The following is a 12,110-nucleotide window of genomic DNA, read 5'->3' as shown; positions in this document are numbered from 1 at the left end:
CAGATCGCTGTCAAGCCAGATGGCTCTAATCGACTGCGGATTCAACCGGGTCGCCGCACCTGCAACGGCCGTTCTCAAATGTCCAACGGTCGTTCGATATTAAAAAAAGACGCCTGACAAGGCATCTAACAGTTCGCGCCTCTCCTTTTCGAGATGCTTGCGCTTTTTTCCCGGCCTCTCGGTCGACTGCTTGGTTGCTATCCGGCTCATCCATCGCAAGCTGGTCGGCTGCACTCGCTACCGACGGACGCTCGCTACGTACCCCTCACGGCAGCATCTTCAAGCCGCTGCAGCAGTGCAATCGAGTCCGTAGCGGCAAGCTCGGGAAAAAGCCGAAGACCGTACCGTATCTGCATCGCCAGCCCGCTGGCGCTCGTGAACCGGGGGCGCACGATGCCCAGGTGTTTCAGCACGTCCCGCAAACCTTCGTCCAGTGTGTGGAATCGGACCTTGATGGGCCTTGGAAGCTGTCCAGCCACTGCCTTGACCATGCCAATGCGGGATATTGCGTGGACATCCGAGAGAACGTTGTAGGCGTTCGGCTCGTTGGGCTTGATCACCTTGCGCGCGGCATCGTTCCCGTAAAGGCAGGCAAGGAAGAGCATCACGATCGCGTCGTTGGCGGCCAGCCCGGTTTCTAGCGCGAGCCGAACGAGTTCATTTTCGACGCCGCGCCGCTTGCGCGCGGCGACCTTCTGAACAACGAACGGTGCTGCCTTCACGAGGAAATCCGCCCGTTCATCCCACTGGCTTTCTCGCAAGCCGGTAAAGATCTGGGCCACCGAGTTACTGAGCACCCGGAGATAGACCACATCTGTGCGTGCCAGCAAGAAGAACTGGGCGATCGCATCTGTTTCCTCCACAAGGCACTCAGTCTTTTCCCCGACGCCGTCAGCTTTACCGCGCGCCCCTTCCATGATGGACAGCAGTGCGCTGATGCTGTGCTGTGGGACATCGAGCGCCCGCAACGTTACGAGGTCGGACTGCTTCTTGGCGTTTGGTGGCTCTCTGCCGGCGACGGCGTCCTTGATGAGAGAAACAGCGTTGCGGTCGAGCAGAAAGATGGTCTCGGTTTCCATAGGCGGCGGATCGTCAGGCATCTAGCGCGTATTCGCGCGCAAGGAACAGGTCATGGTGGCGCTTCAACTGGTCCGCGGAGGGCCGATCATCTGGATCGGAGGGAAGCGCAACGAGGCGGCAGCAGCGGTACTGCGCATATTCCGTCCGTTCCAGTGACCGCGAAACGGCCACCCGTCCGCCCGCATCGACGGCAATCAGGTGCAGATCGAATAGCGTGTGGACATCGGCGCGCAGCACGAGCCCGTTGGAGGTGGTGTAGTTCGTTTCGAGTGCATGCGGGACAATGTGGGCCGCCTCGAGCAGCGGCTCGACCGTTGAGCCGCTGACGGCGCAGGTGCTACTGTAGGCGCGCAGAAGACGGGCGCGGAATTCGGGCTGGCCACGGCGCGTCATGATGGCGACGAGTTGCCGGTTCTCGCCATCCTCACTGTCGTCGGCGGTGCAGTCCACCGCCGCGTCGTGACTGGCCGCTGACGCTGCAGCTTCATCTGCAGGCTCGGCGTCCGCTTGAGGTGCGTCGGCCGGTACGGACGCGAAGCGGCGGAAATCCACGTACTGCTGCTCGAGGTTGTGGCCCACCGCCCGCCATCCCGCGCGCTGCCACGCCAGGGCGTTGACGTGTGAGTCCGTGTTGCTCCAGAACGGCGGGTGGTCGTAAGCCGACGCGGGCAGCCCCTTCGGAAGGATCGTGTTGATCTCTTCAAAGGTGAGCCGGACGGTGTCGCCGGGCAGGCTGCGCAGATGCGCTTCAAGGGAGTCGTATTTCGCCATGTCGTGATGGGTAGCAGGCCTGATCCGCTGCAGGATGGGTTTCGGAATGGACAGCATAAGGGTGAACGAGACCCGATGGTAATGACGGCCCCACCGGCTGCGAGGCGCGCGAAAACTCGACCTCTCCTTGACAGCCCCCGTCACCGTACTGTCGTCCTGGCTGCCGGCCGCTCTGCTGCTTCTGCGCGCAAGACGGATCGACGAAAATTCCTCTTGCCTGTGAATGGTTAAGATGCAACCATATAGGTTATGCACAAACCAAAAAGAACCTAGTGGAGAGTATCATATTCACGTTCCGACCGCCGCCCGAACTCGAGGCGCAGCTTGACTACTTGTCCCAGGCCACGGGGCATACCAAAAACACCATCGCCAACCTCGCACTGGCCCAGTACCTGAAGACGGTGGACCTGAGCAAGATGCCGCTCGAGAAGCGCATTCCGGAGTCCGACAACGAGCACCGCGTGCGCCAGACCGACGAGCAGCGCGAGCAATACAAGCATGCGCACGAGATCGCACACTGGAGCAACACGAATACGATCTGGACGGCGAAGCCCGGCGTGAGCCACGGTGCGCTCTCGCCCGCCATCTACGGGCGCAACATCGTTGTCGGCTTCACCGACGCCTTCAAGCCCGATGGCAAAGAGTGCGACCGCAAGCTGTACGTCATCAGCAAAAACCTCGCGAGCGCCAGCATGGGGACGGACGGTCACCACATGTACGTCACGCTCTATGACGACTGGATGAAGTATATGGAAGAGGTCAAGCCGCAGTTCTAGGTGCCCGCGCACCACCCAACCCGGCTGAGGCCGGGTCTTTTGTTTTGGCTTTCAATGCCGCCAACCCGTATTAGCGGCATTGCGTTTAATGCAGTGCGGTCAGACCGATCCGCGGCAAGGTCATAAATCGCAGTTCCGTGCTGCGGGTGAAACCGAAATCGCAGTCGGGGCCACAGCAATCGGTCGATGACCAAAGGGGAACGGTCGGTCGGATGTCCGTCTTTGCTCGGTTGAGAATGGCCGGACCTGGCCGCGAAGGGACCTCGGTCATCAGGCAGCCGGCCGTCGCTTCCCGTTGCTGCCGGTCGTACGACGATTGTCTCAAGGTCAGGTATCAGAGTGCAACGATCATTTCGTGCGGTCACCCGAGGAGCCACCGTCTCCGTCGTCGCAATATGAGATCGGGTCGATAGTTGCCTTCCGATCCAAGGGAACCGATCGGTGCTCCTTGCAACATTCCCGAAGCGCGGCGCTCTAAACCGCAGCATGAGGTATATTCTCTCAATCTCTCAATCTCTCAAGGCGAGGTAAATGTGACGAAGCAGAGGTTGCAGCCTGTTCTCGGCCCGGCCAAGGACCAGAGCGCCGTGGCGACGCCGGTGAGGACGGTCGTCAAACTCAAGGATGACGCCGCTGCCAAAAGGCCTATCGAGGCACCCAAGGTTCGCCAGATTCACAAGGAGGGCGAGGTCAATATTTCGGCCTATTTCCCGGCTGAGGTGAAAGCGTCCCTGCGCATGGTTCAGGCGAAGACGGGGAACAATGTCAAAGATTGCCTCGCCGAGGCGCTACGCGACCTGTTCAGAAAGCACAACGTACCCGTCTCAGTAGAGCTGGGAAAAGGTCGCTGACATGGCAGAGATAAAGGAAGGCTTGCCGATCACGCCTGCATTAGTGAAGTGGGCGCGTGAGCGTGCTGGCTATTCAATGGACGATGCAGTCCGTCACTTCAAGAAGATTGCAGCTTGGGAAGCAGGGGAGGCGCTGCCGACCTATGCCCAGGTGGAGCAGATGGCTGACCGCTTCAAGATCCCTGTCGCCGTCTTCTTCTTTCCTAAGCCGCCAGCGGTGCCGCCTATCGAGCAGTCATTCCGCACCCTTACGGCAGCGGACTTTGCAGCAATCCCGCGCACGGTACGACTGTTCCTACGCCGTGGCCAGGCGATGCAGCTCAACTTAGCCGAGCTAAACGACTCAAAGAACCCTGCAGGACGCGTGATCTCGCGCGACCTCAAGCCATCGCCGAACACGTCCCTTGACAAAATCGCTGCCCAGGTGCGCGACTATCTCGGGGTCAGCATTGACGAGCAAACCAGCTGGAAGAGTGTTGACGAGGCCCTGGAGAAGTGGCGCGAGGTGTTCGCTACGAAAGCGGGCGTGTACGTCTTCAAGGACGCGTTCCGTGCGCCCAACTATTTCGGGTTCTGCCTCTACGACGAGGAGTTTCCGGTGATCTACATCAACAACAGTTCGGCGAAGTCGCGGCAGATTTTTACGCTGTTCCACGAGCTGGGTCACTTGCTCTTTCACACGAGCGGTATCGACATCCTCGACGACGATCTCATCAACCACCTGGGCGGCACCGAGCAGAAGATCGAGATCATCTGCAACGGCCTAGCATCCCGCGTACTGGTGCCCGATAACGTGCTCGACGAGATGATCAAGGGTGCCAAGATCGGCCGGCCGCTTGCAACGCAGCTCGCAGGCTGCTTCAGCGTGAGCCGCGAGGTGATCTATCGAAAGTTTCTCGACCGCGGACTTATCGACGCAGACGAGTACGGTGCGGCCGCGAACGAATGGGCCAAGCAGATGAAGCCTAAGGATGCCGAGTCTTCGGGTAACTACTACAACAGCCAACGGGCTTACCTGGGCCAGCGTTACATCGATTTGGCTTTCACTAGGTACTACCAGCACCGCTTTGACCGCGGCCAGCTCGCCGAGTATCTAAACCTTAAGCCGAAGAACTTGCCGACCTTCGCAGAGAAATTCGCGGGGGGAGGTCTCTGATGTATGTACTCGACACCAACGTCATCTCAAACCTGCACAAGAACTACTACCGCAAGCGCTTCGTCTCGCTGTGGAAGGAGTTTGACCAGCTTGTCGCAGGCGGCAAGATTACCTCGACACGCGAGGCCTATCACGAGTTGCAGGATGGCATGCCAGGCGCAGATACCGAATGGGCGAAGGCCAATGAGAAGCTCTTCGCGACGCCCGACGCGAAGGAGGGTGCATTCGTCGGCCAGATTTATTCGGTGGCGCACTTCCAAGCCAACATCGAAAAGCAAAAGCTCTTTAAGGGCGGCCGCAACGCTGACGCGTTCATCGTGGCTCGCGCTCATGCCATCGGTGGCACCGTCGTGACGATGGAACGGCTCAAGCCGAACGCTGTCAAGGTGCCCAACATCTGCCAGCACTTCAAGATTCCATACCTCGACCTCGAAGGCTTCATGGAGAGCGAGGGTTGGGAATTCTGAGCAGCCACGACCAGAATCGCCGAGGCATCGCTTCGATCAAAGCCGGGCGCGCCAGGGCACGCCAGCAGGCCCCGCCAATATCTTGCAGAAGGGACGGCAGCGCAGTGGGAGCCGACTTCTTCGAGTTCCTTGGTCTGGACTCGGCCGCTCAGTGAGTAACTGCGTAGCAGACTGTCATCTGCGACTGCAGTTGGCCGATAGGCAAGGCGCGTGATCGCTTATTAGATGTCCGCTTTGTGACAGCTTGCGGTCGCTCGTATTTGGTTGCCGAACAGGCTCTCAGGCCGAATGGTGCGCGCATTGCGGCCGTCAGGTCACGGAGTATTGTGGTCATTTTAACGACAGGTCTCCCCGCTCGCAGTGCGGCAGGTTGTGGCCGCGAAGGGACCTCAGTCATCAGGCAGCCGGCCGTCGCTTCCCGACCCGTTGGAGTCCGTCAAGCAAGGCTCGTGATCGTCCGCTTCAGGAGCAAGATTTGACGTCCGCCATGGTCGAAGCAGATGTAATCTGTGCCAGCGTGCCCAAACGCCCAATCGCGGCCTCAAGTTCGTTGGTCCACCGACAGCCGGCATTCAGGCGAAGGCAATCGTCATATGTGTCCCCCTGACCGAACGGATGCCCGGGAGCGAAATCGATACTTTCTGCACGAGCCTGTTCGAACAGCGGACGAGTGCTGACGGAACGGCCATCATTCTAAGACTTCACCGGCATACCCTAGGCCACGCAATGGCTCGTGCCGACTCAGTGTGCGCTCCCGCGCGGCATCAGCGGCGCCTTGGGTGACGGCGTGACAGATCCACCTGGCTGCATCAGCTTCTCGAAGACCCAGGATGCATGCCACTGTTTCCGGGCCATGAGGCGCTCAACGTGTCCCTTGTGATGCGCTGCGTCCCGCGCTGTTTTTCGACGGTGACGCCGAACGTTACAGAACTGGCAAGCGGTCACGATGTTGCTTTGTGAGTCACCGCCACCATCGACTCGAGCGTGCAGATGCTCGGCCGTGCATTGAAGGTGTCGAGCCTGTCGGGTGGAGAGATGGAAGGTCGCGGCGAAAGCTCCCATGCATTGCTCCCACATGGGGCAGCGGCAATAGAAGCAACGACCGGATTGAAGTTGAAAGGCGCGGGCGCGCCGACGCGCGAGAGTCTTGGGCATGAGCAATCCTGTGTTCAGGAAGATTTCGGAAACTTCGAAACCCGGCTCGCCCGTAGAAGGCATACACGGGAACCAGCCAAGTAGCTCGTGCTGGCACCACGTCAACTCCTATGGAGACTGACGGAAAGGAGTTTAGCCCCGCTATTCCCGAAAACACAAGGGGAGGGCACGGATCTCTTGCAAAATCGCAACATAGCGCGGCCCGGCGCCGCGAATCTTGATTGCCCGGAACGGAGGGAAAATAGCACCATGGAAGTCTTTCGCGGGCCACTGCGGCCCCGCCGATGGATCTGTAAGTCACCCCAGTCGGCAAGGCGCCTAGACGTGGCTATTCGTGGCTGTTGTCGGTCACGCCCGCAGGTACTCGATGCAGGGGACGTAGGCACACCGGTCCGGGATTTGCACCTGTTCATCGTGCATTGCCGCCGTGAAGTCTGACCAGTCGCGCAGAATCTGCTCGCCCAGTGCGAGCGGTGTCAGTCCGTGCGCGTTAGACTGGTAGGGCAAGCCAGCATCATATTCCACCATAAGCGGCAAGATCTCGGTACGTCCGAGCTTGACGGCAGTGTGCAAGGCGTTGTTCCTCTCACCATATTCGACGTTCCGCGACTCTGGCATGCGCGCGAGGATGGCAACGACTCACTCGGACGAGCCGCCCTTTACCGCGGCATGAAGCGGCGTCCTGCCCAGATAGTCCTGCTGGTCAACGTCAGCGCCGGCTTCGAGCAGGGCACCGACAATCTGAACGTCTCCTGCGTTCGCCGCCAGCATGAGCGGGCTTTGCCGCTTGAAATCCGTCAGGTTCGCCTGTTCAGGCCACGCTTTGAGGAGAAGGCAGATCGCGTGGCGGCGCCGCTCGAGGTGCGCGGCAAATCGATCGACGTCGCCGGCCAGCTCCTTCGGAAGTAGCGTGTGCATGAGTGGCATGTTTGCGTCGGAAATGTTGAGAAGCTTAAGCCAGGTCAACAGGACAGAATCGCCGCACACGCTGTCCGCCTGCTTGCGGCGAAGCGCTTTGGCATTGCTGTCGAACCAGCGCTGCAGGCTGTCCCAATCTTCTTCATCGATCGTTCGGAACGTATCACCCATGATCGTCTCTGCCTGGTCCGCGATGAGCGGGTGCCGTCTTTCATAGCCCGGATACGGCTTTTAGAGGTCTGTCCAGAAGTGTTCGGCGACCTGCTTTGCAACCTCCTCAATGCTGACGTTCATGGGGTCGCCATTGATCATGTTGGTCATCAACATGATGCGGTACGGCCGTTCATGCCTGGAGGGCATGAGTCGACGATCCGCGAGGAGCGACGCGAACTGCTGGTTGACCATACGAACCCACTCGATCCAAGGCCAACGATCTGAAAATACGCCCAGTACTTGTGCGACTGCTCGACGATCCACCGGTAGTGCGAGAGCCCCTCTGACAGTGTCATGCCCGTTGGTGTGGCTGCATCATTTTTGGGGAGCGGATCGTGCATAGTTTGCTTTTTTGGATCGACCGGCGCGTCTTGCCTGGCGCCGATAAACGGACGTCAACATTGCGCGCTGCAACATAGATCCGCATCGACAGGCTGTATGTGCGGTTGGCCACACGATTACCGCCCGGACAGCCTTCCTAGCTCTATTCCATGGCGGTCGCCCTGTCAATCCCCCATAGTCGGGAGGGCTGATTTATCTCCACACAGGTATTTTTGACGTTTTGCAGAAACCATATAACGCCATGAAGAAATATCTGCTTCCCGCGCTGATTGGCTATCTACTCGCTGGCACCAATGCTCAGGCGCAGTCGTTGACGTGGTCGGTCGTCAATCGCTTCCCACTCGTCAGTGACAGCGAGTTCGAGAAATTGTCGAAGTCATGGGATACGCGCGATCCGCGGGATGCAGACAAGCCAAAAAATATGCATACCTTCATCGTTAGACGGATGGAGGATAAGAAGTCGCGCGAGCAGTACCTGCTTGTCGACCCGGAGGCATCAAGGGGGAGGGCGAAGTCCGTTCTCAAGGAGCCGGTGACTGTCAGGCTCACGCTATCGGGCCAAGAGAACAATTGCTCGTGGACACCGGTGGCGGCCAGACCAATTGCAGAGCCGAAGCCCGGCACGTGCCAGGCAGACCTCGCTGTCACACCGGGAGAGTCGACCAAGGTCGAAGTCCGTGATCGATCCGGAAAGGTGTTCGCCACGGATGTGCTCACGAAAGACATTCTCATCGTCGCGATGGGCGACTCCTACTCGTCGGGCGAGGGTAGCCCGGATCGACCCGCCATCTATCATTACCTCGAGAAGCAATACAAGGGGAATGACTGGTTCCTGTACGGACACTCGCCAACCCCTCCCGTTTGGTTCGAACCGGTATGTCATCGCTCCCTGGTGTCGTGGCCGGTTCTGGCTGCGTTACAGCTCGCGTTGGTGCACAAGGACGTGACGGTCAGGTTGATCAATACCACTTGCTCAGGAGCAGGGTTCTATGACGGACTGCTAAACGCCCAGGTCAAGGACATCGGACGGCAAAATCCAAACGCCAAGACCACTGACCCGGACGATGAGCTCTACAAGGAACTGACCCCTTCTAGGGATGGCGAAGGACGGAGGTCGACGAACCAACCAAACTCCCCTCTCTACGTGCGAAAGAGCCAAGTGAATGAGGTTCGTGAGGCCCTATGCGTTAGTACGACCGAACGTGACGACGTGAGTGCTGCCGATATGCCATTTATGGCGTCGTGGCAGCGTTGCCAAGACAACGCCAGAGCCCCAGATGCACTTCTGCTTACCGCTGGGGGCAACGATGTCGGCTTTGGCCCTGCCGTGGGTGGGGTTCTGTTTCCAAGCAAGGGGAGATCTCTGGTGGGTCAGCTATTTCTCGGGGCGACTCGTAGTGGCCTCGGGCTCGTCGATCCAGACGAGCTCGCAGACAAAGCCCAGAGTTTTTCGAGGTACTACCCGGAGCTCCTCGCCACAACAATCCATGGCGCACTATCGACACCCGCGAAGACCGTACTCATGACTTACCCGAACCCCGTCGGCGCCCCTACGGACGCGTGTTATTCGTCGAAGCACAAAGAGCGGATGCAATCAGCGTACAAGACCTTTGGGGCCATGGTCGGCAGCCAGACGTTTGGTATCGGCAGCGGATGGGATATCGAACTCACGCCAGAGGAAGTCAGATCCTTCTCTGAGAAAGCATATCCGGCAGTGCAAGCCATGGTTCGTACGGGAGACGCGATCAAAGTCGACTGGCTCGCATCGGCGCGCGGCGAAGCAGGCAAGCTAGCCTACGACTACGACCAGCGACTCCTCTGTACGTACGATCCTGCGTATGAGGAATTGGAACCTGTGTACTTCTGCAATGAAGACGGCTCGGACAAATGCAAGGCCAAACCACTGAGCAACTGGAACTCCGAGCAAAGTGGGCGCAAGATCGTCAATTCAACGAATGATGCGCTGCTTGCCCAGCGGACCTGGAATTCCGAACCGTCTAGAAATGCGTTGTTCCGTGCCGCCGCGGGTACGTTTCATCCGACTGCGGAGGCACACGCCGTCGCCGCAGACTCAGGCTATGCCGGGCTGTGCGAGGTCTTGAAGAAGACGCACCAGGTGTGTGGAGCTCAATGACGGGTCGCGCGACCGCGATCCACCCGTTTCTCGAACGTGAAACTATTTCATTTGGGTTTGACGGCGGATCAGGGGTCCCGGCGTTGTGGCGGTTTAGAGGGGGCGCCGGTAAGTCCGATCCGTCGGCCTGATCCCGCAAGGGGTTCGAATTCCCCAGTCGAACTCGTGTTGAACAGAACTCTTGAGCCGGGTGATGATCCCGTTTTTTCGCGAGCCAAACGGCCACTCCAAACAGGAACGTGGGCGTCAATGTCGGCAACCAGTGGTGGGTTCAACCGGTCAACGCACCGGCCAGATATACCAACATCTCCCTGGTGAGATTCCAGGCGCGTATCAGCCGGCGGAGATCCGTCATACACGTAGGGTCGCGAGCGGCCGCTAGCTATGCCGCGTCCGGGAGGCGGATGCCCGTCCCCGCCTCAGGACCTGCGATAGAACTTCTCGACGTCCTGTAAGCGCCGGTCGCGATCCGCCGTGCTATATAGCGTCGTTGTCGCGATGGAGGTGTGTCCTAGGTAGCCTTGCATGACGTTGAGCGCCATGCCGGCGGCAAGGCCGTGTGAGCCGAATGCATGCCGGAATGCATGCGGATGAATCCGGCCCATGTCCGCCCATAGTTCGGGATTTTCTCGGGCCAGATGGGCGCCAAATCTCTCGGCCGCGTCGTCGACCAGTTGTCGAAGGCCGCGGTCGCTATAGCCGTGCCGGCATTGACTCTGCTTTGACCTGGCACGCGGTGTCTTGAGAATGGCAAGCGGTGCTATCAACGGCTCTTCCGATGGTGCTGGATCAAGCGCCTTTCTGTCCCGCCAATGCGCTTCCAGGGCTGCCACCAGGCGCCGGCTGATTGGCACCATACGCTCCCTATTTCCTTTCCCGAGCACGCGCAGCTCACCCCAGACGGCGCGTTGTTCCGCTGGCGCGCCGTTGGCCTGCCGTGGGACCAGATTGGCGCGTGTCGCATGAGCAGCCTCCGAGCAGCGCATGCCAGTCTCGCGCAGCAGTAGTATCGCGACGCGCAGCAGCCGGCCGCGTGGGCTGAAGGAGGCCTCCGCGTCCAGCCAGACACTCATGGCGCTCCAGATTCGCACAGGAACGGCTCGTTCCACTTGCAGCGCAGGCTTAGCCGTTCGCTGGGCGGGCACACCGCTCCAGGGATTCGCGACCAGGTAGTGACGGTCGGTCAGCCAGGCGCATAGCGACGCTAGCACGGTTTCGCTGTAGGCTCGGCTGCGCGACGACAGCGGTCCAATGAAGGGGCGCCATGCCGGGTTGCTGATGGCGGTGCCGGCGATATGAACCGTGCGTGCTGAGCGCGGTCCACACCAGCGTGCGGCCGGCTGCGGATCGGCCAGGAACGCGCGATAGGCGATGCACTCGTCGGTAAGGGCACTGGAGAAGGCCTTGCCGCGCTCGAGGATGATCCAGGCCAGAAAGCGCTCGGCTTCCTTGCGATAGGCGCGATAAGTCTGGGAGTCCGCCGGCCAGAGCGATAGCCAGGCCTGGATCGCCTGGTAGTCATCCCGCGCGCCGATCATGCAGAGATCCCGCGGCGCGCGATTGATGCCGTCTGCGCCATCGAGCGTGGGCGGCAAGCGCATCGCCTCTTGTGGTATAGCCACGCCGGAGCCGGCCTGCAGCGGCGCGGGCACCGCCGGCGTTGCGAGAGCGGTGCCAGTGACGTGCGCGCCGAGTTGCCCTATCGACGCACTGTGCTGGATCAGGATCCGCACAATGCGCCCGGCGGCCAGTGGGCCGATGCGCGGCACGTGTCGCCACCAGCTGCTGCCCCGCTGGTTGCACAGCGCGGCCAGATCCGCCAAGGTCACAATGCCGGCCGCCCGAAGCCGGCGCGCCAGCGGCGCGGCCAGCCACAATCCGACGTCATGCTCGGGCAGCGGCTGCGGCGTGCCCATGCTTTCGAGGCAGCGCACCGCCTCGATCGCGCGGCCCATGCCCTTGCCTGAGCGTCCGGGCGTGGCCGATGCATTGGCCAGGTCCTCGCGACCGTGTAAGCGTGCGCGCTGTACCAGGGCGTCACGGATGGTGTGCAACATCACCAATGTTGCGCGAGGCCCAGGCACGTCGTCGGGGTCCGTTGCCAGCCACCGGCCCGCGATGACGTCAAGTGGAAGGCCCTGCAGCCAGGCCCGCAAGGCCGCATAGTGGACGCGAGTGAGCGTCGTCGGCGCGACGCTATGCGTCATCGCTTGGTCATCGAGACGGCCTGCGTTGCGTCCTGCTCCA

At 60.4% G+C, this 12,110-nt stretch carries 12 protein-coding genes; 5 read left to right on the top strand and 7 right to left on the bottom strand.

Translation table 11 applies throughout. The features are described 5' to 3' along the window. Positions 1-254 precede the first annotated feature (254 nt). Positions 255-1,079, bottom strand: a complete 825-nt coding sequence (locus AC1RQC_RS35665; RefSeq protein ID WP_492886182.1) for a hypothetical protein — start codon at positions 1,077-1,079, stop codon at positions 255-257. Positions 1,080-1,092: 13 nt separating this feature from the next. Next, complete coding sequence (locus tag AC1RQC_RS35660) at positions 1,093-1,908, bottom strand: HNH endonuclease (RefSeq protein ID WP_492886180.1); 816 nt, start codon at positions 1,906-1,908, stop codon at positions 1,093-1,095. 215 nt (positions 1,909-2,123) lie between these two features. Between AC1RQC_RS35660 and AC1RQC_RS35655 the strand changes: the two genes are divergently transcribed. From AC1RQC_RS35655 to AC1RQC_RS35640, 4 genes are all read left to right on the top strand, one after another. After that, the gene (locus AC1RQC_RS35655; RefSeq protein WP_492886178.1) at positions 2,124-2,627 is read left to right on the top strand and encodes a hypothetical protein; all 504 of its coding nucleotides are present in this window, start codon (positions 2,124-2,126) and stop codon (positions 2,625-2,627) included. 533 nt (positions 2,628-3,160) lie between these two features. After that, on the top strand, positions 3,161-3,478 hold the full coding sequence (locus AC1RQC_RS35650) for a ribbon-helix-helix domain-containing protein (protein WP_492886176.1): 318 nt from the start codon (positions 3,161-3,163) through the stop codon (positions 3,476-3,478). A 1-nt stretch (position 3,479) separates the two neighbouring features. Further along, entirely contained in the window at positions 3,480-4,634 is a 1,155-nt protein-coding gene (locus AC1RQC_RS35645; protein WP_492886174.1) for an ImmA/IrrE family metallo-endopeptidase, read from the top strand. Then, entirely contained in the window at positions 4,634-5,101 is a 468-nt protein-coding gene (locus tag AC1RQC_RS35640) for a PIN domain-containing protein (protein ID WP_492886172.1), read from the top strand. Before AC1RQC_RS35645 ends, AC1RQC_RS35640 begins: the two co-directional genes overlap by 1 nt. A 741-nt stretch (positions 5,102-5,842) precedes the next feature. Here AC1RQC_RS35640 and AC1RQC_RS35635 read toward each other — a convergent pair. The 4 genes from AC1RQC_RS35635 to AC1RQC_RS35620 form a co-directional block, all read right to left on the bottom strand. Then, positions 5,843-6,163, bottom strand: a complete 321-nt coding sequence (locus tag AC1RQC_RS35635; RefSeq protein WP_492886273.1) for an HNH endonuclease — start codon at positions 6,161-6,163, stop codon at positions 5,843-5,845. Positions 6,164-6,604: 441 nt separating this feature from the next. Then, positions 6,605-6,829 carry a hypothetical protein gene (locus tag AC1RQC_RS35630; RefSeq protein ID WP_492886170.1) on the bottom strand — a complete coding sequence of 75 codons (225 nt, stop codon included), beginning with the start codon at positions 6,827-6,829 and terminating at the stop codon, positions 6,605-6,607. Between the two features lie 66 nt (positions 6,830-6,895). Further along, entirely contained in the window at positions 6,896-7,345 is a 450-nt protein-coding gene (locus AC1RQC_RS35625; RefSeq protein ID WP_492886168.1) for an ankyrin repeat domain-containing protein, read from the bottom strand. A gap of 60 nt (positions 7,346-7,405) precedes the next feature. Further along, positions 7,406-7,579, bottom strand: coding sequence for a hypothetical protein (locus AC1RQC_RS35620; RefSeq protein WP_492886166.1), 174 nt, complete (start codon positions 7,577-7,579; stop codon positions 7,406-7,408). 391 nt (positions 7,580-7,970) lie between these two features. Between AC1RQC_RS35620 and AC1RQC_RS35615 the strand changes: the two genes are divergently transcribed. After that, complete coding sequence (locus AC1RQC_RS35615) at positions 7,971-9,863, top strand: SGNH/GDSL hydrolase family protein (RefSeq protein WP_492886164.1); 1,893 nt, start codon at positions 7,971-7,973, stop codon at positions 9,861-9,863. 419 nt (positions 9,864-10,282) lie between these two features. Here AC1RQC_RS35615 and AC1RQC_RS35610 read toward each other — a convergent pair whose 3' ends face one another. Beyond that, on the bottom strand, positions 10,283-12,070 hold the full coding sequence (locus AC1RQC_RS35610) for a site-specific integrase (protein WP_492886162.1): 1,788 nt from the start codon (positions 12,068-12,070) through the stop codon (positions 10,283-10,285). Between the last annotated feature and the right edge of the window lie 40 nt (positions 12,071-12,110).

The sequence above is a fragment of the Cupriavidus sp. GW822-FHT03E04 genome (assembly GCF_058801495.1).
Note: the sequence above shows the minus strand (reverse complement) of the source record. Positions and strands in the feature narration are given on the sequence as shown.